The sequence below is a fragment of the Streptomyces sp. NPDC050528 genome (assembly GCF_044457795.1).
GTDB lineage: Bacteria > Actinomycetota > Actinomycetes > Streptomycetales > Streptomycetaceae > Streptomyces.
The window spans coordinates 187844-211242 of the sequence record NZ_JBITHH010000018.1; the positions used below are offsets into that span (position 1 = coordinate 187844).

The following is a 23399-nucleotide window of genomic DNA, read 5'->3' on the forward strand; positions in this document are numbered from 1 at the left end:
CTTCGCTCGGTGCTTGTCACGGCCTTCTCCACCGTTGTGGCCTTCGGCGCACTGGCCGGCCTCTCCGGTGCGAAGGGCGACGTGCATCGAGCGAGTGGTACTCAGGCCGCGGGGATCGAGATTTCCGCCACTGCGTCCCCTGACATGCCGTCTGACAGCGTCTGGGACTGATTATGACTACTCCTCCGGACGACCGCAGTTTCCGGCGCGAGATGGCCACGGCCTACCGCTCCGGCTGGCACTTCATCGACCTGGCCACCGCCATCCCCCACAGCGGTGACTCGCTCATGGTGACCGTGTTCGGTGAGCCGGTCGTCGTGACGCGGGACGAGGACGAGGACGTACGGGCGTACCGGTGTCTGCGGCGGCCTCGGGGGGCGCCGCAGCCAGTGCGATGTGCCATTCGGTACGGAATGATCTTTGTGAATCTTGACCAGCGAGACCATCGGCTGGTGGAAACGGATGCCCCCGACGTCCAGACCATCTCAGCCACCCCCCGCAGTGCCTGACGCGATTCCCCCGTCGTAACAGATCGCTCAGGTGCTTCCCCCCGCAGCGGCGTCACCGTGACCTGAACACGGTGACGCCGCTGCAGTTTGTGCGGAATGTTCGGGTATGGGGCCGGCCGTGGTGGCCGGAACTGATCGATTCGGCCCTCCCTGCCCTCCCCGCCCTTCCCGCTCGGCGCCTCTCCCGCTCGGCTTGTCCGCGCAGCTTGTTCGCGATGACCCGAGCAAGCCGCGCCTCCGGGCCGTATGTCCCTGCGACGACAGGGGCGGCCTGTGCATGCGTGCGCCCTCAGAGCCCGGAACCGGCAACCCCGTAACCCGGAATCCGGAACCCAGAACTCGGTCGCCGGATCGGTCCCTCCGTTGCCTTGAGTGGAATAGACTCAACTTTGTGCACGTTGACCGTGTCATTCCGTGCACGAAGGTCGTAGGAGGAGGAGTACGCGAACGTGGACGCCGAGCTGACCAACAGGAGCCGGGACGCGATCAACGCGGCCAGCAACCGTGCCGTGACCGGGGGGCACGCCGACCTGACCCCGGCCCACCTGCTTCTCTCGCTGCTCGCGGGGGAGGACAACGAGAACATCACCGACCTGCTGGCCGCCGTCGACGCCGATCAGGCCGCCGTACGGGCGGGTGCCGAGCGGGTGCTCGGGGCGCTGCCCAGCGTGACCGGGTCGACCGTCGCGCCGCCGCAGCCGAGCCGTGAGCTGCTGGCCGTGCTCGCGGACGCCGGTGAGCACGCGAAGGAACTCGGCGACGACTACCTCTCGACCGAGCACCTGCTGATCGGTATCGCCGCGAAGGGCGGCGCGGCCGGGGACGTACTCTCCCAGCAGGGGGCCAGTGCGAAGAAGCTGCTGGACGCGTTCCAGAAGAGCAGGGGAGGGCGCCGGGTGACCACACCCGACCCCGAGGGGCAGTACAAGGCGCTGGAGAAGTTCGGTACGGACTTCACGGCCGCCGCGCGCGAGGGCAAGCTCGACCCGGTCATCGGCCGGGACCAGGAGATCCGGCGGGTCGTCCAGGTGCTGTCCCGCCGTACGAAGAACAACCCGGTCCTCATCGGCGAGCCCGGCGTCGGCAAGACCGCCGTCGTCGAGGGGCTGGCGCAGCGGATCGTGAAGGGGGACGTGCCGGAGTCCCTCAAGAACAAGCGGCTCGTCTCGCTGGACCTCGGTGCGATGGTCGCGGGTGCGAAGTACCGCGGTGAGTTCGAGGAGCGGCTGAAGACCGTCCTCGCGGAGATCAAGGACTCCGACGGCCAGATCATCACCTTCATCGACGAACTCCACACCGTCGTCGGCGCGGGTGCCGGCGGCGACTCCGCGATGGACGCCGGCAACATGCTGAAGCCGATGCTGGCCCGCGGCGAACTGCGCATGGTCGGCGCGACCACCCTCGACGAATACCGCGAACGCATCGAGAAGGACCCGGCGTTGGAGCGCCGCTTCCAGCAGGTGCTGGTCGCGGAGCCGAGCGTCGAGGACACGATCGCGATCCTGCGCGGACTCAAGGGCCGCTACGAAGCGCACCACAAGGTCGTCATCGCGGACAGCGCGCTGGTCGCCGCCGCGACCCTCTCCGACCGGTACATCACCTCGCGCTTCCTCCCCGACAAGGCGATCGACCTCGTCGACGAGGCGGCGTCCCGCCTCCGCATGGAGATCGACTCCTCCCCGGTCGAGATCGACGAACTCCAGCGCTCCGTCGACCGGTTGAAGATGGAGGAGCTGGCCCTCGACAAGGAGACGGACGCCGCCTCCATCGAGCGCCTGGAGAAGCTGCGCCGCGACCTCGCCGACCGCGAGGAGGAGCTGCGCGGCCTCAACGCCCGCTGGGAGAAGGAGAAGCAGTCCCTCAACCGCGTCGGCGAGCTGAAGGAAAAGCTCGACGAACTGCGCGGCCAGGCCGAACGCGCCCAGCGCGACGGCGACTTCGACACCGCGTCCAAGCTGCTCTACGGCGAAATCCCTACCCTGGAGCGGGACTTGGAGGAAGCCTCCGAGGCGGAAGAGGAAGCCTCCAAGGACACGATGGTCAAGGAGGAGGTCGGCCCCGACGACATCGCGGACGTCGTCGGCTCCTGGACCGGCATCCCCGCAGGCCGCCTCCTGGAGGGCGAGACGCAGAAACTCCTGCGCATGGAGGAGGAGTTGGGCCGCCGCCTCATCGGCCAGCGTGAGGCCGTAGAGGCGGTCTCCGACGCCGTACGACGCACGCGCGCGGGCATCGCGGACCCGGACCGCCCCACCGGCTCGTTCCTCTTCCTGGGCCCAACAGGCGTGGGCAAGACGGAACTTGCGAAGGCGCTCGCGGACTTCCTCTTCGACGACGAGCGGGCGATGGTCCGCATCGACATGTCGGAGTACGGCGAGAAGCACAGCGTGGCCCGACTGGTCGGCGCCCCGCCCGGATACGTCGGCTACGAGGAGGGCGGCCAGCTCACGGAGGCGGTGCGCAGGCGGCCGTACTCGGTGATCCTGCTCGACGAGGTCGAGAAGGCGCACCCGGAGGTCTTCGACGTGCTGCTCCAGGTACTGGACGACGGTCGCCTGACCGACGGCCAGGGCCGCACGGTCGACTTCCGCAACACGATCCTGATCCTCACCTCCAACCTGGGCAGCAACTTCCTGATCGACCAGACCACGGGCGAGGCCGAGAAGAAGGAGCAGGTTCTGCAGGTGGTCCGGGCCTCCTTCAAGCCGGAGTTCCTGAACCGGCTGGACGACCTGGTGGTCTTCTCCGCCCTGAACAGGGAGGAGCTCGGCCGTATCGCGGGCCTCCAGATCGGCCGCCTCGCCAAGCGCCTCGCGGAACGCCGCCTCACCCTGGAGATCAGCGACGAGGCCCTGACCTGGCTCGCGGACAACGGCAACGACCCGGCGTACGGGGCGCGACCGCTGCGGCGGCTCGTCCAGACGGCGATCGGTGACCGGCTCGCCAAGGAGATCCTGGCGGGCGAGGTCAAGGACGGGGACACGGTACGGGTGGACGCGTTCGGGGACGGGCTGATCGTGGGGCCGGCCACCGGGAAGACGCTGTGACGCCCGGTGTTCAGGTCGTGACGTCAGGCGGCGTTCAGTAGGAACTCGCGTCGAAGGTGACGAGGGCGGTGTCCCCGGTGGACCCGCCCTCGTAGGACACGCTCACGGTGACGTCGTAGGCGCCGGACGCGTGCGCCTGTGCGTCGCGCCGGACGCGGACGCACTCGTCGTCGTCCCCGTGACAGGGGAAGCCCGCGCCGTCCGGGAACGACTCGGCCAGCCAACCGTGGACCGCCGCGCGCGGCATGCGGAAACTGCCGTCGTACGCCTGGCCTCCCCAGGTGTACGAGGTGCAGTGCGCGTCCCGGGTGTCCTCGGGCAGCGCGGCGCCGGAGAAGTCCATGGCGTCGGCGCAGTCGGCGCTGCCGACGGTGCCGGGAGGGTCGTCACTGGAGGCGGCGTAGCGCATTGTCTGGGCGAACCACCAGACCGCCCACACCACGAAGACGAGGCACATCCACCACATCCCCCACAACGGCCACCGTGCTCCCCTCCGCATGTGCATGACCGTATATCGGTCAGCCCGTGGCGGACAGTCCCGTCAGGGGTTGCCACCCCCCTCCCCGCATGGGGGAGGATGGCGGAATCCGTACGAAGGGAAATACACGGTGAGCATCGACCCGTCCTCGATTCCGAACTTCGGGGGCCAGCCCGAGCCGAACCCCCAAGGACCGGCGGGCCCCGTCGTCCCGGATCAGGACCTCGTGAAGCAGCTCCTCGACCAGATGGAGCTGAAGTATGTCGTCGACGACGAGGGTGACCTCGCGGCGCCGTGGGAGCAGTTCCGTACGTACTTCATGTTCCGCGGCGAGGACGACCAGCTGGTCTTCTCGGTGCGGACGTTCTACGACCGTCCGCACGACATCGACGTCAAGCCGCAGCTGCTTGAGTCGATCGACGACTGGAACCGCCGCACTCTGTGGCCCAAGGTCTACACGCACACCCACGACGACGGCACCGTCCGTCTCATCGGTGAGGCGCAGATGCTGGTCGGCACCGGCGTCGACCTGAACCACTTCGTGTCCTCGACGGTCAGCTGGGTGCGTGCCGCGATCGAGTTCGACCGCTGGCTCGTCGAGCAGCTCGGCCTCACCGAGGAAGTCGACGAGGCCGTCGAGAAGCCTGAGGACGACGAGGAGTAGTTCTCCTCGGTCCCGCAAGACCATGTATGACCGGCGCCCGTCCACAGCCTGTGGACGGGCGCCGGTCTTTTCTCGTCTCTCAGCCCGCCGGCTTCTTCAGCCGGCCCGTCGTGATGAAGTACGTGCCCGCCGGGCGGAACACCTCGAAGCCCGCCTCCGTCAGGCCCGTCGCCAGGACGTCCCGTTTGGCCAGCATGTCCGTGCGGAAGTCGTCGAAGTAGGAGTCGGGGAGGGACAGCGCCTCCGCCACCGCGTACTGGAACGGGCCCGAGGCCACATACGTCAGGAACTGCTTCGCCGACCGTACGGCCGTGACGAGGGCGGGGGCGCCCGTGACCCAGGAGACTCCGCGTTCGCGCACCCATTTCCCTGGCTGGTTGCCGTCTCGCGCAGGCCGTCACGTGACCGCGGCAGTCTGTCGAGACAGGTCGTCCGTATCCAGTTGGAAGCCGTGCGGCTCGGGATCGCAGTCGGCCTTGACGAGCTTCACGGCCGCCACCGGATCAGAGCAGGCATGGCAGCGTGGTCGGTGCCTTCCATGGTCACGATGACTTCCCGGCCTGTCGCCGTTCCCAGCCAGGTCACGAAGGAGCGGACGGGTGCGAAGGCCGCTTCGTCGACCACGTCGGACGGATCGAAGGTGAACTCGATCTCTTCGATGTCGAAGAAGTAGCAGGTGAACCAAACGCCGTCGATGTCGATGGCCAGGCTCGCCGATTCCTCCGGGTCCTGCTCCAGCCGGGACCATACGGCAGTAGTGTCCAGGGTGCCGCTCTGCGTGGTCTCGGAGAGTGTCCAAGTAAGAACATGGCGCCCCGGGACTGCGTGCAGAGCGTCGAACATGCGTCGCCAGTCGTCGATCGTGGTGTCGAGGACGCAGACATCCCGCAGGGCTCCGTCTGCTGCGAAGTCGGCCGCCTGGTAGGCCGGTTCGGTCTTGTGCTGCCCCGCCATCACAGGAATCCTTCGAAAGTGAGCTGGCCGCCACGCCAACTCCATCGGGCGCCCCAGCCTCCAGGCACCCTGAAGTCCCGGGTGATGCCGCCGTATTGAGCCGACGCCGAGGTGTTGACCTTCTCGACCGTTGGGGTCGGTGTTGATGAAGTGGGTGCCCTGGGGCTGGGGGAAGGCGGCGAAGTAGGAGTTGGAGAGTGCGAGCGCCTCGGCGACCGCGTACTGGAAGGGGCCCGACGCCACATACGTGAGGAACTGCTTCGCCGACCGCACGGCGGTGACCAGGCCCGGTGCCGGCGTCACCCGGGCCACTCCGTGTTCGCGCACCTATTTGCGTGCGGCGCGGGTCAGTTGTGACAAGGGTGCTGTGCCCGACCCCCGAGTCCCGTCAGCTTTCGTAGTGGTAGCGGCACTGTGCGATCAGGACGCCGTCCTCGGTGGCCTTGTAGATCAGCCGGTGCTCGTCGTTGATGCGGCGCGACCAGTAGCCCTGGAATCCGTGCTTGAGCGGTTCCGGTTTGCCGATGCCCTCGTTGCCGTTCCGGGTGATGTCCGCGACGAGCGTGTTGATGCGCTTAAGGATCTTCCGGTCCTGAAGCTGCCACCACAGGTAGTCCTCCCAGGCGCGGGAGGAGAAGGTGATCTTCAACTCGCGACCCTTACTCGTCGGTCGCCAGCTCGCGCACGATGCCGCCGCCATTTTCCAGCTCGTCGATGGAGGCGAGCAGGCGCCGGGCGTTGGCCGGACTGCGCAGCAGGTACGCCGTCTCCTTCAGGGACTCGTAGTCCTCAAGGGAGACGATGACGACCGGCTCATGTCCGGCCCGGGTGATGACGACCTCTTCGCGGTCGTCGGTGACGGAATTGAGTACCTCGGCGTACCGCGCGCGCGACTCGGAATACGTCATGGTCTTCACAGTCGGCCCTCCTTCCACGTACAGAATATTGTACGTCTGCTCCTGTCGATGCGGCAAGCGCCGAAATGACGGCCTCCTGCGCGAAAGCGCAGGGCAGGCGAGGCGTGCGAGGCGGCCAGGGACGCGTCGACCAGTCCCGCGGGGCGGCCGTCAGCCCGCGAGTGCCTTGCGGAGCCGGCCCACCGCCTCCTCCAGCACACCCACCCGCTTGCAGAACGCGAACCTCACGAAGGGCGCGCCCTCCTCCCGGTGGTCGTAGAAGACCGCGTTCGGGATGGCGACGACCCCGGCGAGTTCGGGGAGGGCGCGGCAGAAGGCGAAGCCGTCGGTCTCTCCGAGGGGGCGGATGTCCGTCGTGATGAAGTACGTGCCCGCCGGGCGGAACACCTCGAAGCCCGCCTCCGTCAGGCCCGTCGCCAGGACGTCCCGTTTGGCCAGCATGTCCGTGCGGAAGTCGTCGAAGTAGGAGTCGGGGAGGGACAGCGCCTCCGCCACCGCGTACTGGAACGGGCCCGAGGCCACATACGTCAGGAACTGCTTCGCCGACCGTACGGCCGTGACGAGGGCGGGGGTGCCCGTGACCCAGCCGACCTTCCAGCCCGTGAACGAGAACGTCTTGCCCGCCGAACCGATCGACACCGTCCGCTCCCGCATCCCCGGGAAGGTGACGAGCGGAATGTGCTCGGCCTCGTCGAACACCAGGTGCTCGTAGACCTCGTCGGTGATCACCAACAGATCGCGTTCTACGGCGAGTTCGGCGATGGCGGCGAGTTCCTCGCGGGTGAGGACGGTGCCGGTCGGGTTGTGCGGGGTGTTGATCAGGAGGAGGCGGGTGCGGTCGGTGACGGCGGCGCGCAGCTCGTCCAGGTCGAGACGGAAGCGGCCTTCCGAGGGGCGCAGGGTGACCGGTACGCGGGTTCCGCCCGCCATCGCGATGCAGGCCGCGTAGGAGTCGTAGTACGGCTCGAACGCGATGACCTCGTCGCCGGGTTCGACCAGGGCGAGGAGCGCCGCCGCGATCGCCTCCGTCGCGCCGGCCGTGACCAGGACCTCGGTGTCGGGGTCGTAGGAGAGGCCGTAGCGGCGCTGCTGGTGGGCGGTGATCGCGGTGCGGAGTTCGGGGACGCCGGGGCCCGGCGGGTACTGGTTGCCGCGTCCGTCGCGCAGGGCGCGGACCGCCGCCTCGCGGATCTCCTCGGGGCCGTCCGTGTCGGGGAAACCCTGGCCGAGGTTGATCGACCCGGTCTTCAGGGCGAGCGCGGACATCTCGGCGAAGATCGTGGTCCCGAACTCGGCGAGCCGGCGGTTGAGGAGGGGGCGTGCGGTGGAGGTCATGCCCGCCATCCTGCGCTCAAGCTCTGGAGTTCCTCAACTCTGCTTTGGCAGGTGAGACGACCGGGCATCCCTGCTTCACGCACCAACCGGGGCGCCCACGGGGGGCCGCTTCGGGGGAATCGGAAGGAGGGTGACGCCATGGTCTTCGGCATCATCCTGGCGGTCGTCGCAGTGGCTTTCGTGGGAGCGGTCGTCCGCGCGGGGCGCGAGAACAAGCTCAGCAAGGGATCGGGGCGCAGGTCCGGGCTCTCCGGGGGCGCGGCCGGGTCGAGCAGCTGGTGGGCCGGTGACGGGGGGTCGTCGTCCTCGGGCGGCGGGCACTCCGGCGGGGGTCACTCCGGTGGGCACCACTCGTGCGGCGGCGGGCACTCGTCCTGCGGAGGCGGCTCGTCGTGCGGCGGCGGATCGTCCTGCGGGGGTGGGGGCGGCTGCGGCGGCGGCAACTGAGCCGGACGCGGTGACGGCTGACACGGGGCAGCTGAGCACCGCCGACGGGATGGCACGGGGGGCCGGAGCGCCCGTCGGGGGACCGCTCCCGGCGGGCGCTCCGGCGCGCGCCTGACACGCCTGGGCGTACGCCTTGGTTGAACAGTTGAGCTGTGCAGCCCCCTGAGGGATGGAAACCCCACGAAGTTGGGTAAAAACGCTGTGGTGGCGCCATCCCTCATGATTCCCTCTACATCACCAACGCAGCCCCAACGCAACCCCTCGGGCGCCTGCAGACACCTTCTCCTGACTGGGCCGACCGGGCCGATGTCCCGGTGTCGGCCGGGGTGTGCCGGACCCCCACACCTCCCCTTACCTCCCCTTTCTTTGCGTGCTAGCGGAGCCGATCCATGCTCACGACCCTGAAGACGTCCTACACCGATACGCGCGCGGCCGACCTCGCCTGGACCCTGGGGCGCGAGCCGCTGCCCGCCCTGGCCACGCTCGATCTCGAACTGTCCGGTGCGAAGCTTCAGTTGAGACTGCTCGGCGCGTCCCACCAGGTACTCCTGGACGAGGAGCGGGGCAGCTGTTCGGAGACGGTCGCGTGCATCCCGGGTTCCAGCACACCGCTGCCGCTCGGGGTGGCCAAGCGGGTCGGGGACTGGGAGTACGAGTTCGCGGCCCGGGTCGAGGTGCTGTCCCCGGGGCAGTTCGCGGGCCGCGCCCAGGAACTGCTGGCCCTCGTCGCCGACCATCCCAACGGCCTGGCCGGGGTCTTCCCCGGCAGCCCGCACGCCTTCACCGCGATGCTCGCCCAGCGGCACGAGGGGCAGGTGCACTGGCGCACCTGGCACGCGTATCCGCAGGACGGGCAGCTGGTGGCGACGCGGACGCGGGTGGGGGTGCGGGTGCCGGTGGGGCATGCGATGCCGTCGCCCGTATAAACCTGGACGCGCTTGGACGGGTCCGGACGAGCTTGTGCGGCCGACACCAACCCCGGTCGCTGTAAACACATTCCACACGTGTGGGTGACGAAGCGTGCCCGTGGTGTGACGTAACGTCGCAGCGTGATCGAACCGCACGCGCCGGCCCGGCCGGGTACCCAGCCACCGTGGGCAGGCCCCGCGCGGCTGCCCGTACGGCCGGGCACGGGCCGGTTCCTGGTGCTCGCGGGCGTCTTCGTCTGCGCGGCCTGCGGACTCGTGTACGAACTCGAACTCGTCGCCCTCGCCTCGTACTTGATCGGCGACTCGGTCACCCAGGCGTCCGTCGTGCTGTCCGTCATGGTGTTCGCGATGGGCATCGGCTCGCTCGCCGCGAAACGCCTGCGCTGGCATGCGGCAGCCGGGTTCGGCGCGGTCGAGGCGGCGCTCGCGCTGATCGGCGGGTGCAGCGCGATGGCCTTGTACGCGGTCTTCGCCTGGACCGGGAACTGGGGCGGGCTGTGGGCCCAGGGCCCGCGCTGCCTCCTGGTCGCGTTCTCGCTCGCCATCGGGCTGTTGATCGGCGCCGAGGTCCCCTTGCTGATGGAGCTGATCCAGCGGATCCGTCGGCAGGACGCGGGGGGTGCGGTCGCCGATCTGTTCGCCGCGGACTACGTGGGCGCGCTCGTCGGCGGCCTGGCGTTCCCCTTCCTGCTCCTGCCGTTCCTGGGCCAGCTGACCGGCACCCTGCTCACCGGCACGGTCAACGTGGTCGCCGGCGGCTCCCTGGTCCTGGGCCTGTTCCGCCGCGACCTCTCCCGCCGGGGCCGCTGGCTCCTGGTCATCACCAACCTCACGGTGCTCGGCCTGCTCGCCTCGGCCGCCGTCCTGGCCGACGACTTCGAACGGGCCGCGCGGCACGCGGTCTACGGCAAGGACGTCCGGGTCGCGCTCCAGACCGACGTCCAGGAGGTCGTCCTCACCGGCGGCGACCACGGCCGCCCCCTCGACCTGTTCCTCGACGGCCGCCTCCGCGTCAGCGGCCGCGACGAGAACCGCTACCACCAGGCCCTCGTCGCCCCCGCCATGAACGGCCCCCACGCGCGCGTGCTCGTCCTCGGCGGCGGTGACGGACTCGCGGCGCGGGAAGTGCTGCGCCACCGGGGGGTGCGCCGCGTCGACATCGTCGAACTCGACGCGGGCGTCGTCCGGTTGGCCCGCCAGGACCCCGCGCTCTCCGCCCTGAACGGTCATGTCTACGCCGACCCGCGCGTCCACGTCACGACGGGCGACCCCTTCGACCGGCTGCGCGCGGTCCGCCCGGGGTCGTACGACGTGGTGATCGCGGACCTCCCCGACCCCGGGATCACCGCCAGCACGAAGCTGTACTCCCAGGAGTTCTACGGCCTTGCCCGCCGCGCGCTCACCGAGCGGGGGCGGCTGGTCGTGCACGCGGGGCCGGTCTCGTCCCGGCGCCATGTCTTCTGGACGGTGGTCTCGACGGTTCGCGCGGCCGGGCTGCTCACCGTGCCGTATCGGGTCGGGGGGCGTGCCGCGGGTTTCGCCGCGGGGCCCGATCGGGCTGCCGGGACGTCCGGGGCTCCGCGTGATTGGGGGTTCGTGCTGGCGACGCGAGGGGAGGCGGTGCCTGCGTCGCCGGGACTGGAGGGCGAGGAACGGGCGGCGGAGCGGACGCGGGTGCCGGGGCTGGCGGCTTCCACGTTGGTGCATCCGCGGTACTGATCTCGCGGAGGGCGGCGCATTTCAACGCAGGTCGGCAATATCCAGCCCGTCCGGCGTTTGAGGACGAGGCCGTTCAGGCCGAAGGGGGGTCTGGGGGCGCAGCTCCCAGGGACGCCCGCACCAACACGGCCGCACTTCCGGGCAACGGCACGTACACCCCCGCCCAACCTGGGTAGGCTCGGCAAGCATGGAGCATGAGGTGCACGTTCCGGTTCCCGCCGAGCGGCTGCGGGCCGTACTCGGGGACCCCGCTCGGGTCGCCCGCGCCGTCCCCGGTTTCCAGCAGGACGCCGGTAGTGAACTCGTCGCCGGGCGTCTGAAGGTTCGCGTCGGCAGCCACTCCATCACCTATCGGGGTGCGGTGCGCGTCTCCGCGCAGGACGACGGTACGTATGCCGTGGAGGGCGACGCTACGGAGGCTCGCGGCACCGGTTCCGTCAAGCTCGCCCTCACCCTGCGCGTCCGGGGGACGGACGGCGGCTCCGCCCTCGCCTTCGACGGTACGGCGACTGCGGACGGCCGGATCACCGAACTGGCGCCGGACGCGGTGAGGTCGGCGGCGACAAGGCTCCTGGATCGTTTCGCGGAGAACCTGGGAGCGGATGCGGACGAGCCGGAGCAGTCCCAACCTGCGGACCCCGGCCCGGAGTTCGAGATCGAGCCCCCGCTTGTCGATCCTCTGCTGGCCGATGAAATCGACGACATCGTGGACGCCGGCGACGTTGAGGACATTGACGACATCGATGACGCCGTTGCCGACATCGGCGGTCTGGCCGAACCCCATGTCTCCGAGACCTTCGCCGACAGTTCCGAACCTCCCGCCGAAGCCGCGCACGCTCGCCGCACGATGATCGGGCGGAGTGCGGAGGAGGTCGATCACGCACCCCCGCGCGGTCGTTACGCCCCCGTCCCCGCCCCGCAGAGCGTGTCGACCAACGCCACCCTCCGTTGGGCGGCGCCCGCCGCGGCGCTGGTCGTGGCGTCGGCGATCGTGGTCAACAGGGTGTTGCGCAAACGCCGTTGACGGGTCGCCGTTCGCCCTCTTGATCCGCCCAGTAGGGTCATGCCGTGAGTAACGAAGAGATCACGCTGACCGCGGGCGACGCGGAAGTGACGGTGCAGCCGGGCAACGGCGGCCGTATCGGAGGACTGCGGGTCGGCGGCACCGAACTGCTGCGCCAGGGCGAGCGGTTCGGGTGTTTCCCGATGGTCCCCTGGTGCGGGCGGATCCGCGACGGGCGGTTCCTGGACGGCGGGACCGTCCACCAGATGCCCCTCAACTCCCCGCCGCACGCCATCCACGGCACCGTCCGCGACGGCGCCTGGCGTACGGCCCGCCGGTCGGCCGACGAGACGGTCATCACGTACGACCTCGTCCAGCCGTGGCCCTACCCCGGCCGCGTCACCCAGGCCGTCGCGCTGACCGGCGACTCCCTGACGCTCACGATGGCGGTGGAGGCGCACGGCGACTCGTTCCCGGCGCAGATCGGCTGGCACCCGTGGTTCCACCGGAACCTCGGTGGCGAGGACGTGACCGTCGACTTCAGCCCCGCCTGGCAGGAGGAGCGCGGCGACGACCACCTGCCCACCGGCAAGCGCATCGACGTGAAGCCCGGTCCCTGGGACGACTGTTTCGGGATGCCGGGTGGCGTGGACGTCACGCTGACCTGGCCGGGGCAGCTGGAGCTGAAGGTGACCAGCCCGGAGGAATGGGTCGTCGTCTACGACGAGCAGGAGGCCGCCGTGTGCGTGGAACCGCAGACCGGGCCGCCGAACGGGCTCAACACCCTGCCCCGCCTGGTCACCCCGATCGAGCCGCTCGAAGCCACGATGACCTGGGCCTGGAGGCGCCTCTAAGCTGGGCGGCATGACGGACGTACGCGGCGTGGTGCTGCAGCAGATCAAGGACAAGGCCGTGGTGCACGGCAAGGTGACCCTGTCGTCGGGGCTGGAGGCCGATTACTACATCGACCTCCGCCGCGTCACCCTCGACGGCGAGGCCGCCCCGCTCGTCGGGCAGGTGCTGCTGGACCTGACCGCGGACCTGGACTTCGACGCGGTCGGCGGGCTGACCATGGGCGCCGATCCCGTTGCCACGTCGATGCTGCACGCCGCCGCCGCGCGCGGGCGGAAGCTGGACGCCTTCGTCGTGCGCAAGGCCGCGAAGGCGCACGGCATGCAGCGTCAGGTGGAGGGTCCGGAGATCGCGGGGCGCCGGGTGCTGGTCGTCGAGGACACCTCCACCACCGGTGATTCCCCGCTCACCGCGGTCGAGGCCGTGCGCAGGGCCGGTGCCGAGGTCGTCGGCGTCGCGACCATCGTGGACCGGGCGACGGGTGCGGCCGAGAAGATCGAGGCGGGGGCCGGGGTGCCGTATCTCTTCGCCTACTCCAAGGATGAACTCGGCCTGGACTGACCGCCTCCGCCCGCGCGTCCGACCGAGTTATCCACAGGGCGAGACGGGCAGGGGCGACCATCCGGTCCCGTCTGGAAAGATGGGGCCGACGATGACGTCGCACCCAAGGTCTAGGTCAGGGCCGTAGCACGCAGATCGCGAAGATCGCCAACCCGCAGATACCAAGGAGCGGACCATGCCCATCGCAACCCCCGAGGTCTACAACGAGATGCTCGACCGGGCGAAGGCAGGCAAGTTCGCCTACCCGGCCATCAATGTGACCTCGACCCAGACCCTGCACGCTGCGCTGCGCGGCTTCGCGGAGGCCGAGAGCGACGGCATCGTCCAGATCTCCACGGGTGGCGCGGAGTTCCTGGGCGGCCAGTACGCCAAGGAGATGGTCACGGGTTCGGTGGCCCTGGCCGAGTTCGCGCACATCGTCGCCGAGAAGTACCCGGTCACGGTCGCGCTGCACACCGACCACTGCCCCAAGGACAAGCTCGACGGCTACGTCCGCCCGCTGCTCGCCGTCTCCGAGGAGCGCGTGAAGGCCGGCGGCAACCCGCTGTTCCAGTCGCACATGTGGGACGGCTCGGCGGAGACCCTCGCCGACAACCTCGCGATCGCGCAGGAGCTGCTCGCCCGCGCGGCCGCCGCGAAGATCATCCTTGAGGTGGAGATCACCCCGACCGGTGGCGAGGAGGACGGCGTCTCGCACGAGATCAACGACTCGCTGTACACCACGGTCGAGGACGCGATCCGTACGGTCGAGGCGCTGGGGCTGGGCGAGAAGGGCCGTTACCTGCTGGCCGCGTCCTTCGGCAACGTGCACGGTGTGTACAAGCCGGGCAACGTCGTCCTGCGTCCCGAGCTGCTCAAGGAGCTGAACGAGGGCGTGGCCGCGAAGTACGGTCAGCCGGCCGGCAGCAAGCCGTTCAACTTCGTCTTCCACGGCGGCTCCGGCTCCACCCCGGAGGAGATCGCCACCGCGCTGGAGAACGGCGTCGTGAAGATGAACCTCGACACCGACACCCAGTACGCGTTCACGCGCCCGATCGCGGACCACATGTTCCGCAACTACGACGGTGTCCTGAAGGTCGACGGCGAGGTCGGCTCCAAGAAGACGTACGACCCGCGCACCTGGGGCAAGCTCGCCGAGGCGTCGATGGCCGCGCGCGTCACCGAGGCGTGCGCGAACCTGCGCTCCACGGGCACGAAGATCAAGTAAGTCCTTCTGAGGCGCCTGTTCCGCTGAGGCGTCTGTTCCGCGAGCCCGGTGCTACGGCACCGGGCTCGTTGTATACCTGGGGCATGTCCTCCGACGTCCGGCTCGCCTCGCCCCAGGGCAAGTGGATCCTGCTGACCACGGTGCTCGGTTCCAGCATGGCCATGGTGGATTCCACCGTCGTCAATGTCGCCCTGCCCCGCATCGGCCGCGATCTCGACGCCGACCTGGCCGCCCTCCAGTGGACGGTCAACGCGTACATGCTCACGCTGGCCGGCCTGATCCTGCTGGGCGGTTCCCTGGGGGACCGCTACGGCCGCCGCAAGATCTTCGTGTTGGGTGTGGTGTGGTTCGCGGCGGCCTCGCTGCTGTGCGGTCTCGCCCCGAATGTGGGCGTCCTGGTCGCCGCCCGCGCGCTCCAGGGCATCGGCGGCGCGCTCCTCACCCCCGGCTCCCTCGCCCTGATCCAGGCCTCCTTCCACCCCGACGACCGGGCCAGGGCGGTCGGCCTGTGGTCCGGCTTCGGCGGTATCGGCGCGGCGGTCGGCCCGTTCCTGGGCGGCTGGCTGGTGGACGGTCCCGGCTGGCGCTGGGTGTTCCTGATCAACGTCCCCATGGCCCTCATCTGCGCCCCCATCGCCGTACGCCACGTCCCCGAATCGGCGGACGGCCGCAAGCACGGCCGCTTCGACGTCCTCGGCGCGGCACTGGGCGCCGTGTCGCTCGCCCTCGTGACGTACGCCCTGATCGAGGCCCGCAACGGCTCGCTGGTCGTGGTCCTGACCGCCGTCGCGGGCGTGGCGGCGGGCGTCGCCTTCGTCTACGTCGAGAAGCGCAACCCCGATCCGATGATGCCGCCGGACATCTTCGCGTCGCGCCAGTTCACGGCGGTCAACCTCGTCACCCTCTGCGTCTACGCGGCCTTCGGCGGCTTCTTCTTCCTGACCGCGCTCCAACTCCAGGTGGTGGCGGGCTACTCGGCGCTCCAGGCAGGCACCGCCCTCCTCCCCACAACCGCCCTGATGCTCCTGTTCTCGGCCCGCTCCGGCGAACTGGCCCAGCGCATCGGCCCCCGCATCCCCCTGACGGTCGGCCCGCTGCTCTGCGCGACGGCGATGCTGCTGATGCTCCGCGTCGGCCCGGACGCCTCCTACCTCGCCGACGTGGTACCGGCCCTCCTGGTGATGGGCACGGGCATGGTCATCCTGGTCGCCCCCCTGACGGCCACGGTCCTCGCCTCCGTGGACACGGCTCGGGCAGGCCTGGCCAGCGGCATCAACAACGCGGCGGCCCGCGCGGCCGGCCTCATCGCGGTCGCCGCGCTGCCGCTCCTCGCGGGGATGGGCCCGGAGGCGTACCGCTCGGCGGGCGCCTTCAACGATGCCTTCGACCGGGCGATGCTGTGGTGCGCGGGGGTTCTGGTGGTGGGGTCGGTGCTGGCCTACGCGACCGTACGGCGCCCGGCACCGGATTGCCGGCGGCCGGAGTGTCTTACGCATGGGTGGGTCACGGCTCCGCCGTTGGAGCCTCGGGTGGGGAAGGGGCGGCTCGAATAGCGGCTCGCTGCCGTGCGGCGGCCGTGATGCCGGCCAATCCCCGCCCCTAGGGGAGACTGGAACCCATGACGATTCACGAGAACCTCCTCGGGGGACCGCCCCCGACCCACCTCCCCGAAGACCCCGGGCCGCGCGACCTCCTCGCGAGTGGTGCTACGCCCGCCGATGTCGCCGCGAAGTACCCGACCTCCTCGCTGGCCTGGGCGCTGTTGGCCGACGACGCGTTCGAGCGCGGCAGTGTCGTGGAGTCGTACGCCTATGCGCGTACGGGCTACCACCGCGGGCTCGACTCCCTGCGGCGCAACGGATGGAAGGGGCACGGACCGGTGCCCTGGGAGCACGAGCCGAACCGCGGTTTCCTGCGAGCGCTGCACGCCCTCGCCCGGGCCGCGCAGGCGATCGGGGAGCAGGAGGAGTACGCGCGGTGCTCGCAGTTCCTGAAGGACTCCTCGCCCACGGCGGCCCAGACGCTCGGCTAGGTCGGGGGCATTGATGCAGGTCCGCCTGGTGTGACCAGGCGGACCTTGCGGTCTCGGGGGACCATTGGGGAGGATGCCCGGTGGGGACCGGGGCCCCCGTGTCGGCATTCGGCAGGGGCGGACCGCTACCCGGAGTACGCATCAGGAGACAGCGATGTCCCAACCGGCTCAGGAAACTCAGGAGCCCGAGGCCCCGCATCTCGACTTCCAGGGGACGACCCCCTACGAGGACTACGTCCAGGCCGACGTCCTCACCCACCTCCAGCACACCCGCTCCGACGACCCCGGCGAGATGGTCTTCCTCGTCACCACCCAGGTCATGGAGCTGTGGTTCACCGTCATCGTCCACGAGTGGGAGACCGCCGCGCGGGCCCTGCGCGAGGACCGGGTGCCGGTCGCGATCGACGCGCTGAAGCGTTCCGTACGGGAACTCGACGCGCTCAACGCCTCTTGGCGGCCCCTCGGCCAGCTCACGCCGGCCCAGTTCAACTCCTACCGCGCCGCCCTCGGCGAGGGCTCCGGCTTCCAGTCCGCGATGTACCGCCGGATGGAGTTCCTCCTCGGCGAGAAGTCCGCGTCCATGCTCGTCCCGCACCGCGGAGCGCCGCGCGTACACGCCGAGTTGGAGAAGGCTCTCCAGGAACCGAGCCTCTACGACGAGGTGTTGAGGCTCCTCGACCGGCGCGGGCACGCGGTCCCCGAGGCCGTACTGACGCGTGACGTGACGCTGCGGTACGAGCCGTCGGAGGAGGTCGAGGCGGTGTGGACGGCCCTCTACTCCGGTGACGCCGACGACGAACTCGCCCGGCTCGGCGAGGCGTTGACCGATGTCGCCGAACTCGTCTGGCGATGGCGCAACGACCATCTCGTCGCCACCCGGCGCGCGATGGGCGCGAAGACCGGGACCGGCGGCTCCGCGGGCGTGGCCTGGCTGGAGAAGCGCGCGCAGAAGAACGTGTTCCCCGAGCTGTGGACGGCGCGGTCCCATGTCTGAACTTGCCCTGAAAGCAGAGAAGTTGGACGCCGGTGACGAACTGGCCGGTGTGCGTGCGCAGTTCGTCCTCGACGACGTCGTGTACCTGGACGGGAACTCGCTCGGCGCGCTGCCGGTCGGTGTTCCCGGGCGGGTCGAGGACGTCGTACGGCGGCAGTGGGGCGAGCTGCGTATCCGGTCCTGGGACGAGAGCGGCTGGTGGACCGCGCCCGAGCGGATCGGTGACCGGATCGCTCCGCTGGTCGGGGCGGCGGCCGGGCAGATCGTCGTCGGCGACTCCACAAGTGTCAATGTATTCAAGGCACTTGTGGCGGCGGTGCGGATGACGGCCGGGTCGGGGCGGGACGAGATCGTCGTCGACGCCACGACCTTTCCCACGGACGGGTACATCGCCGAGTCGGCGGCCAGGATGACCGGGTGCACGCTGCGGCCGGTGGCCCCGGCTGATGTGCCGGGCGCGCTCGGTGACCGTACGGCGGCCGTGCTCCTCAACCACGTCGACTACCGCACCGGGCGGCTGCACGACCTGCCCGGGCTCACGGCCGCGGTGCACGCGGCGGGTGCCGTGGTCGTCTGGGACCTGTGCCACAGCGCGGGTGCGCTGCCGGTCGGGCTCGACGAGCACGGGGTCGATCTCGCGGTCGGCTGCACCTACAAGTACCTGAACGGCGGCCCGGGTTCACCCGCGTATGTGTATGTGCGGCGGGAGTTGCAGGAGCGGTTCGACTCGCCGCTGCCCGGCTGGAACTCGCACGTCGAGCCCTTCGGTATGCGGTCCGCGTACGAACCGGCGGCGGGCGCGTTGCGCGGTCGCGTGGGTACGCCGGACATCCTGTCCATGCTCGCCCTGGAAGCGGCCCTCGACGTGTGGGACGGCGATGGCGACGGCGGTGGTGTCTCGATCGAGGCCGTGCGGGCCAAGTCCCTTGCCCTGACCGACTTTTTCCTGGAGTGCGTGGGGTCGTACGTCCCCGGCGGGCGGGTGGAGTCGGTGACTCCGGTCGCCCATGCGGAGCGCGGCAGCCAGGTCGCGCTGCGGTGCGCGGATGCCGGGGACGTGATGAAACGGCTGATCGAGCGGGGCGTGGTCGGCGACTTCCGGCACCCGGACGTGCTGCGGTTCGGATTCACGCCGTTGTACGTCGGGTTCGGGGATGTGGAGCGGGCGGCTCGGGTCCTCGGAGACGCGGTCCGCTAGAAGCTGTACCTCGATCTAACTGCCTTGGGTGATGGGAGTGGTTAGGTTTTCGGAGAGGCCGATGACGTACACCCCTGCCGCGGCGGCGGCCTGCGCCGCGCGCGCGGCGCGCTCCGCGGCGGGGGTGTCCGGGGCGGTCCCGGTGGTCAGCAACTCGTAGTAGAGGGGCGCCGACACAGCCCGTACGACCTGGGAAGGATCGGTGCCCACCGGCAACTCCCCACGCTCTACGGCCTGTTCGACACAGGGCGCCCACTCGGCGACCCGGACCTCGTAGAAGTGGCGCAGGGCCTCGGCCGTACGGACGTCGCAGGTCGCGGCGGCGATGACGGCGCGGAACAGGGGGCCCTGGCGGGGATCGGCGAGCGTGCGCTGGACCAGCAGGGCGTTGGCTCGCAGGTCGCCGAGCAGCGAACCCGTCTCCTCGCGCGGCAGCGACTGCTCGGCCATGTCGACGAGGAGGTCCGCGACCAGCGCGGTCACCGAACCCCAGCGCCGGTACACCGTCGTCTTGCCGACCTCCGCCCGCCGGGCGACGTCCGAGAGGTCGAGCCGGTCGACGCCCTGCTCCGCCAACACGTCACCCGCTGCCCGCAGCACCGCCGTACGCACGCGTGCCGTGCGGCCGCCGGGGCGCAGGGTGCCGGGTTCGGGTTCGGGGTCGGGGTCGGGGTCGGACTGAGGGTCGGGTTGGGGTCTGTGTGCGTGCTCGTCCTCGGTGGACATTGCGGTCTCCTGGGAGTGCTGATGAGGTGCCGTGACGGGCACGGCGTCAGCGTAACGAAACAGCAGAACCGTTTAACCCTCACCCAGCGTGACATCCGCGTGTCCGAGCACGTCACCGGCCTGGTAGCGTCCCGCCCACGGCCGCAATCTTCTCCAGGTCCGCCACATCCGAACCATCCAAGTCCGTTTCGTCGCTGAGAGGTTGGAGCATGCCGGACGACGCAGCCGCACGTGCCGCCGCAGAAGAGGAGTCGGCCTTCTCGCACCCCGCCGTCGACCCCGACAGCACCGCCGCGTACGGCGATCACCCCGATCAGGTGATCGACTTCTACGCCCCGCGCGGCGAGCGCATGCCGGGCGAGGCCGCACCCCTGGTCGTAGTACTTCATGGGGGCGCGTGGCGCGCCCCGTACGACCGTAGGCACATCACGCCGTTCGCGGACTTCCTGGCCCGGCGGGGGTTCGCGGTGGCCAACGTCGAGTACCGGCGAGGCCCGGCCCTGCCCGCGCAGGGCGGTACGAGTCCGGTCGCGGGGCGCTGGCCGGACACCTTCGACGACGTCGCGGCGGCGCTGGACGCGCTCCCGGCGCTCGTACGGGAGGCGCTGCCGCAGGCCGATCCGCGCCGCACGGTGATCACCGGGCACTCGGCGGGCGGCCACCTCGCCCTGTGGGCGGCGGCCCGGCACGTCCTCCCGAAGGACGCCCCCTGGCGCACCCCCGCCCCCGCCGCACTGCGCGGCGTGGTCGCCCTCGCCCCGATCGCCGACTTCACGGTCGCCGAGAAGCTGGCCGTGTGCGACGGAGCGGCGGGCCAACTCCTCGGCGAGCAGGCCAAGTTCGCGGAGCGCCTCCCGTACGCCGACCCCTCCCTCCTCCTCCCCACCGGCATCGCGACCACCCTGGTCCAGGGCCGCGCCGACATCGAGGTCCCGCAGGCGGTCGCCGAGTCCTACGCGGACGCGGCGGCGAAGTCGGGCGAGGTCGTGGGCCTCACGCTGCTGGAGGACGTCGGCCACTTCCCGCTGATCGACCCGGCGGCGGACGCGTGCGCGGTGGTGGCGGAGGAGATCGCCCAGCTGGCGTGGTGAGCGGTTGGTGATGAGCGCTGCCGGGCTGTCGGATGCCGGCTGTCGGTCGGCCGCCCCGGTCATACCCGTAATACCTGAGAGCTACGGCGCAGATGAGCTCCCTGGCGTGACGCGGACGACGACCGCGGATCCGTAATTTTCCTTCCAGATGAGCAGGCCCGACGAGCGGGCGGCCTGGGAGGGGAGACGGGACATGGGGACGGGGACGGGGGCGTGGCTCGACGCGGGGGTGAGGGGAGCCGGGGCCGGGGACGGGGCTGGGGCGGCGACCGGTGGGGCGGAACGCGGTACCGGGGAGACCGGCGCGGCGGAAGCGCCCCGCACTCGGCGCACCGCCAACACCCGCTCCCGCACCGGCAGATGGCGTCGCGCCCTGCTCGCCGCGCTTGTCACCGGCGCGGTGGTGATCCCCCTCTCCGCCGCGGCCCGGCCCGAGATTCCCGCGCCTCTGCCCGCCACCCTCGCCCCGCTCACACCGGCCACGCTGGATGAGGCGTACGCGGCGAACCGGGCCAACGCGGCCGAGGCGTCCCGTATGGCCGGCACCGACGGCGACGACCGTCGAGCGGCGACGGAGCGTGCGATGGCCGCCCCGGACCGCCGCTTCCTCGCCTTCGACGGTCGCGGCACCGGCCAAGCGACGGAAGTCTTCGGCGACTTGGCCCACGCCGACCGCGTAGCCGTCCTGGTCCCCGGCTCGGACACCACCCTCGACACCTACGACCGCTTCCGCGCGACCGCGCTGAACCTCCACCGCCAACTGACCGAGGACGCCCCCAACTCCCGTACGGCGGTGGTCTCCTGGCTCGGCTACGACACCCCGCGCACGGTGAGCACCACGGTCCTGACACCGACCAGAGCGGACCAAGCGGCCCCGCACCTAAGGGAGTTCATACGACAGCTGCACACCCTCACCGGCCGCGCGGCGCACGTCACGCTGGTGTGCCACTCGTACGGCACGGTCGTGTGCGGACGGGCCGCCGCCGGGCTGGCCGTGTCAGACATCGCCCTGATCGGCAGCCCCGGCACGGGAGTTGACTCCGTCGCGGGCCTGCACACCCCGGCCCGGGTCTGGGCGGCACGCGGCGCCGACGACTGGATCGGCGACGTCCCGCACGAGAGCGCGGACCTGTTCGGCACGACGGTCGGCTTCGGCACCGACCCGGTGTCCCCGGCCTTCGGCGCCCACGTCTTCGCGGCCGGCGACGTCGGCCACAGCGACTACTTCTCCCCGGGCTCGGCCTCCCTGGCCAACCTCGCCCGGATCGTCCTGGGCGAGACCTCGGAGGTGACCCATGCGTGACGGGACCCGGAACGGCGAGACACGGAAGGCGAGTCAGGGCATTCGGCGGGGCATAAGGCGGGGCATACGACAGGGCGGACGGCTGGGCATACGGCACGGCGCCGCCCGCGTCGAAGCGGCCACCCCGCCCGACCGGGACCGTGCCGTGGACGCCCTGCGCGCCCTCGCGATCCTCGGGGTGGTCCTGGGCCACTGGCTGGTGACGGCCCTGGTGGCGGACGGCGGCACGTTGCACACGGCGAGCCCGTTGCAGCACATGCCATGGCTGGCGCCCATCTCCTGGGTGTTCCAGACGCTGGCGGTGTTCTTCCTGGTGGGCGGCCATGTGGCGACCCGAGGGTACGCCTCCGCGCGGGCCCGGGGCGCGACGTACGGTCAATGGCTGACGGGCCGCCTGTCCCGGCTGTTCAAGCCGGCGGCGGCCGTCCTCACCCTGTGGACGGTGACGGCGATCGCCCTGCTCCTGTCCGGCGCGGACTTCGAAACGGTGCGTGCGCTGGTCAAGTTGGCGTTGTCACCGTTGTGGTTCCTGGTCGTGTTCGCGGCCCTGACGGCGGCGACTCCTCTCGTCACCAGGCTCAACCCGCTGTGGCCGCTGGCGGTCGTCCTGCACGTGGACGTGATCCGTTTCGGGCTGGGCGGCCCGTCCTGGCTCGGCTGGGTGAACGTCGCGGCGGGCTGGATGGTGCCGTACACCCTCGGCGCGGCGTGGACCCGGGGCGAGTTGGACCGGGCCCGCGCGGGGTGGGTCCTGCTGGTCGGCGGTACGGCTGCGACGGCGGCGCTCGTCCTCTGGGCGGGTTACCCGGCGTCGATGGTCGGCGTCCCCGGCACCACAATCTCCAACCTCGACCCGCCGACCCTGGCCGCGGTCACCTTCGGCCTGGCTCAGTGCGGCCTCGCCCTGCTCCTCCGCGACCGCCTGCGCCGCGCGATGCGCCGCCCGCTCGCCTGGTCGGCGGTGGCCCTGGTCAACCTCTCCGCGATGACGATCTTCCTCTGGCACCAGACCGCCCTGATGGCCACCACGGCCACGACCCTCCCGGCCGGCCACCTCCCCGGCCTGCACACCCACCCCGACACCCTGACCTGGGTCGCGGCCCGCATCGCCTGGCTCCCGGTGTTCGCCCTGGCCCTGACGATCTGCTGGACGGCGTTCCGACCGTACGAACACCCCACCCGCCCACGCCCGAGCGAACTACCGTCACCGTCCCTAGGGTTGACCAGATGAACGCCCCCATCCACGCGCCTTTGGTCGCCGACGGCGAACGAGCCCCACAGGGGCCTCCGGCAAGCGGCGACGAAAGCAGTACGGTCGGTGCGGGGCTGGGCGCTTCCATCCACGCGCCTTTGGTCGCCGACGGCGAACGAGCCCCACAGGGGCCTCCGGCAAGCGGCGACGAAAGCAGTACGGTCGGTGCGGGGCTGGGCGC

22 protein-coding genes and 3 pseudogenes are annotated in these 23399 nt (G+C 70.6%); 18 read left to right on the top strand and 7 right to left on the bottom strand.

The genetic code is table 11. The features are described from left to right. Positions 1-173: 173 nt before the first annotated feature. Both ACIBK4_RS44940 and clpB read left to right on the top strand, forming a co-directional pair. Positions 174-509 carry a hypothetical protein gene (locus ACIBK4_RS44940; RefSeq protein WP_026178811.1) on the top strand — a complete coding sequence of 112 codons (336 nt, stop codon included), beginning with the start codon at positions 174-176 and terminating at the stop codon, positions 507-509. 449 nt (positions 510-958) lie between these two features. Next, positions 959-3556 carry an ATP-dependent chaperone ClpB gene (clpB, locus tag ACIBK4_RS44945; protein WP_399004992.1) on the top strand — a complete coding sequence of 866 codons (2598 nt, stop codon included), beginning with the start codon at positions 959-961 and terminating at the stop codon, positions 3554-3556. Between the two features lie 34 nt (positions 3557-3590). Here clpB and ACIBK4_RS44950 read toward each other — a convergent pair whose 3' ends face one another. Continuing rightward, positions 3591-4055 carry a hypothetical protein gene (locus ACIBK4_RS44950; protein WP_399004994.1) on the bottom strand — a complete coding sequence of 155 codons (465 nt, stop codon included), beginning with the start codon at positions 4053-4055 and terminating at the stop codon, positions 3591-3593. Positions 4056-4164: 109 nt separating this feature from the next. Here ACIBK4_RS44950 and ACIBK4_RS44955 point away from each other — a divergent pair, with 109 nt between their 5' ends. Then, the gene (locus ACIBK4_RS44955; RefSeq protein ID WP_399004996.1) at positions 4165-4698 is read left to right on the top strand and encodes a YbjN domain-containing protein; all 534 of its coding nucleotides are present in this window, start codon (positions 4165-4167) and stop codon (positions 4696-4698) included. Between the two features lie 106 nt (positions 4699-4804). Here ACIBK4_RS44955 and ACIBK4_RS44960 read toward each other — a convergent pair. From ACIBK4_RS44960 to ACIBK4_RS44980, 5 genes and pseudogenes are all read right to left on the bottom strand, one after another. Beyond that, a pseudogene (locus ACIBK4_RS44960) lies at positions 4805-5044 on the bottom strand (aminotransferase class I/II-fold pyridoxal phosphate-dependent enzyme); the annotation flags it as partial. Between the two features lie 743 nt (positions 5045-5787). Then, positions 5788-5964, bottom strand: a pseudogene (locus tag ACIBK4_RS44965) (aminotransferase); the annotation flags it as partial. Positions 5965-6040: 76 nt separating this feature from the next. Beyond that, complete coding sequence (locus tag ACIBK4_RS44970; protein WP_399004998.1) at positions 6041-6301, bottom strand: Txe/YoeB family addiction module toxin; 261 nt, start codon at positions 6299-6301, stop codon at positions 6041-6043. Positions 6302-6311: 10 nt separating this feature from the next. Then, complete coding sequence (locus ACIBK4_RS44975) at positions 6312-6569, bottom strand: type II toxin-antitoxin system prevent-host-death family antitoxin (RefSeq protein ID WP_329464350.1); 258 nt, start codon at positions 6567-6569, stop codon at positions 6312-6314. A gap of 150 nt (positions 6570-6719) precedes the next feature. Further along, positions 6720-7913, bottom strand: a complete 1194-nt coding sequence (locus ACIBK4_RS44980; RefSeq protein ID WP_399005001.1) for a pyridoxal phosphate-dependent aminotransferase — start codon at positions 7911-7913, stop codon at positions 6720-6722. Between the two features lie 129 nt (positions 7914-8042). On the opposite strand from ACIBK4_RS44980, the gene ACIBK4_RS44985 reads away from it, so the two are divergent. The 11 genes from ACIBK4_RS44985 (at position 8043) to kynU (ending at position 18846) form a co-directional block, all read left to right on the top strand. Beyond that, positions 8043-8351 (top strand): hypothetical protein, encoded by a 309-nt coding sequence (locus tag ACIBK4_RS44985; protein ID WP_399005003.1) that lies wholly within the window; start codon positions 8043-8045, stop codon positions 8349-8351. 389 nt (positions 8352-8740) lie between these two features. Beyond that, positions 8741-9277, top strand: coding sequence for a DUF2617 family protein (locus ACIBK4_RS44990; RefSeq protein WP_366437333.1), 537 nt, complete (start codon positions 8741-8743; stop codon positions 9275-9277). A 123-nt stretch (positions 9278-9400) separates the two neighbouring features. Further along, entirely contained in the window at positions 9401-10999 is a 1599-nt protein-coding gene (locus tag ACIBK4_RS44995) for a polyamine aminopropyltransferase (protein WP_399005005.1), read from the top strand. Between the two features lie 187 nt (positions 11000-11186). Continuing rightward, positions 11187-12023 carry an SRPBCC domain-containing protein gene (locus tag ACIBK4_RS45000; RefSeq protein WP_399005007.1) on the top strand — a complete coding sequence of 279 codons (837 nt, stop codon included), beginning with the start codon at positions 11187-11189 and terminating at the stop codon, positions 12021-12023. Positions 12024-12067: 44 nt separating this feature from the next. Beyond that, positions 12068-12856, top strand: coding sequence for an aldose 1-epimerase (locus ACIBK4_RS45005; RefSeq protein ID WP_399005009.1), 789 nt, complete (start codon positions 12068-12070; stop codon positions 12854-12856). Positions 12857-12866: 10 nt separating this feature from the next. Next, the gene (pyrE, locus tag ACIBK4_RS45010; protein WP_399005011.1) at positions 12867-13415 is read left to right on the top strand and encodes an orotate phosphoribosyltransferase; all 549 of its coding nucleotides are present in this window, start codon (positions 12867-12869) and stop codon (positions 13413-13415) included. A gap of 175 nt (positions 13416-13590) precedes the next feature. Beyond that, on the top strand, positions 13591-14622 hold the full coding sequence (gene fbaA, locus ACIBK4_RS45015; RefSeq protein WP_399005013.1) for a class II fructose-bisphosphate aldolase: 1032 nt from the start codon (positions 13591-13593) through the stop codon (positions 14620-14622). Positions 14623-14705: 83 nt separating this feature from the next. Continuing rightward, the gene (locus ACIBK4_RS45020; protein WP_399005015.1) at positions 14706-16175 is read left to right on the top strand and encodes an MFS transporter; all 1470 of its coding nucleotides are present in this window, start codon (positions 14706-14708) and stop codon (positions 16173-16175) included. A gap of 65 nt (positions 16176-16240) precedes the next feature. Next, a complete protein-coding gene (locus ACIBK4_RS45025) occupies positions 16241-16654 on the top strand; it encodes a DUF3151 domain-containing protein (protein WP_033284811.1) in 414 nt (137 codons plus the stop codon). Positions 16655-16808: 154 nt separating this feature from the next. Further along, positions 16809-17648 (top strand): tryptophan 2,3-dioxygenase family protein, encoded by an 840-nt coding sequence (locus ACIBK4_RS45030; protein WP_399005017.1) that lies wholly within the window; start codon positions 16809-16811, stop codon positions 17646-17648. After that, positions 17641-18846 (top strand): kynureninase, encoded by a 1206-nt coding sequence (gene kynU, locus ACIBK4_RS45035; protein WP_399005019.1) that lies wholly within the window; start codon positions 17641-17643, stop codon positions 18844-18846. Before ACIBK4_RS45030 ends, kynU begins: the two co-directional genes overlap by 8 nt. Before the next feature lie 15 nt (positions 18847-18861). On the opposite strand, the gene ACIBK4_RS45040 is transcribed toward kynU, so the two are convergent. Next, positions 18862-19572: a TetR/AcrR family transcriptional regulator gene (locus tag ACIBK4_RS45040; RefSeq protein WP_399005021.1), complete on the bottom strand. Its 711-nt coding sequence runs from the start codon at positions 19570-19572 to the stop codon at positions 18862-18864. Positions 19573-19781: 209 nt separating this feature from the next. On the opposite strand from ACIBK4_RS45040, the gene ACIBK4_RS45045 reads away from it, so the two are divergent. The 4 genes and pseudogenes from ACIBK4_RS45045 to ACIBK4_RS45060 all read left to right on the top strand — a co-directional run. Next, positions 19782-20663 (top strand): alpha/beta hydrolase, encoded by an 882-nt coding sequence (locus tag ACIBK4_RS45045; RefSeq protein ID WP_399005023.1) that lies wholly within the window; start codon positions 19782-19784, stop codon positions 20661-20663. Positions 20664-20856: 193 nt separating this feature from the next. Beyond that, a complete protein-coding gene (locus ACIBK4_RS45050; protein WP_399005025.1) occupies positions 20857-21966 on the top strand; it encodes an alpha/beta hydrolase in 1110 nt (369 codons plus the stop codon). Positions 21967-22054: 88 nt separating this feature from the next. Beyond that, positions 22055-23197, top strand: coding sequence for an acyltransferase (locus ACIBK4_RS45055; RefSeq protein WP_399005058.1), 1143 nt, complete (start codon positions 22055-22057; stop codon positions 23195-23197). Beyond that, a pseudogene (locus ACIBK4_RS45060) lies at positions 23194-23399 on the top strand (Toxic cation resistance protein); the annotation flags it as partial. The gene ACIBK4_RS45055 and the pseudogene ACIBK4_RS45060, both read left to right, overlap by 4 nt.

Bases quoted from the DNA above. Each gene is read 5' to 3' on its own strand.
- ACIBK4_RS44940 (WP_026178811.1), top strand. From the start codon at position 174: ATGACTACTCCTCCGGACGACCGCAGTTTCCGGCGCGAGATGGCCACG.
- ACIBK4_RS44950 (WP_399004994.1), bottom strand. From the start codon at position 4,055: ATGCGGAGGGGAGCACGGTGGCCGTTGTGGGGGATGTGGTGGATGTGC.
- ACIBK4_RS44980 (WP_399005001.1), bottom strand. From the start codon at position 7,913: ATGGCGGGCATGACCTCCACCGCACGCCCCCTCCTCAACCGCCGGCTC.
- ACIBK4_RS44985 (WP_399005003.1), top strand. From the start codon at position 8,043: ATGGTCTTCGGCATCATCCTGGCGGTCGTCGCAGTGGCTTTCGTGGGA.
- ACIBK4_RS44990 (WP_366437333.1), top strand. From the start codon at position 8,741: ATGCTCACGACCCTGAAGACGTCCTACACCGATACGCGCGCGGCCGAC.
- ACIBK4_RS45000 (WP_399005007.1), top strand. From the start codon at position 11,187: ATGGAGCATGAGGTGCACGTTCCGGTTCCCGCCGAGCGGCTGCGGGCC.
- pyrE (WP_399005011.1), top strand. From the start codon at position 12,867: ATGACGGACGTACGCGGCGTGGTGCTGCAGCAGATCAAGGACAAGGCC.
- fbaA (WP_399005013.1), top strand. From the start codon at position 13,591: ATGCCCATCGCAACCCCCGAGGTCTACAACGAGATGCTCGACCGGGCG.
- ACIBK4_RS45020 (WP_399005015.1), top strand. From the start codon at position 14,706: ATGTCCTCCGACGTCCGGCTCGCCTCGCCCCAGGGCAAGTGGATCCTG.
- ACIBK4_RS45025 (WP_033284811.1), top strand. From the start codon at position 16,241: ATGACGATTCACGAGAACCTCCTCGGGGGACCGCCCCCGACCCACCTC.
- ACIBK4_RS45030 (WP_399005017.1), top strand. From the start codon at position 16,809: ATGTCCCAACCGGCTCAGGAAACTCAGGAGCCCGAGGCCCCGCATCTC.
- kynU (WP_399005019.1), top strand. From the start codon at position 17,641: ATGTCTGAACTTGCCCTGAAAGCAGAGAAGTTGGACGCCGGTGACGAA.
- ACIBK4_RS45040 (WP_399005021.1), bottom strand. From the start codon at position 19,572: ATGTCCACCGAGGACGAGCACGCACACAGACCCCAACCCGACCCTCAG.
- ACIBK4_RS45045 (WP_399005023.1), top strand. From the start codon at position 19,782: ATGCCGGACGACGCAGCCGCACGTGCCGCCGCAGAAGAGGAGTCGGCC.
- ACIBK4_RS45050 (WP_399005025.1), top strand. From the start codon at position 20,857: ATGGGGACGGGGACGGGGGCGTGGCTCGACGCGGGGGTGAGGGGAGCC.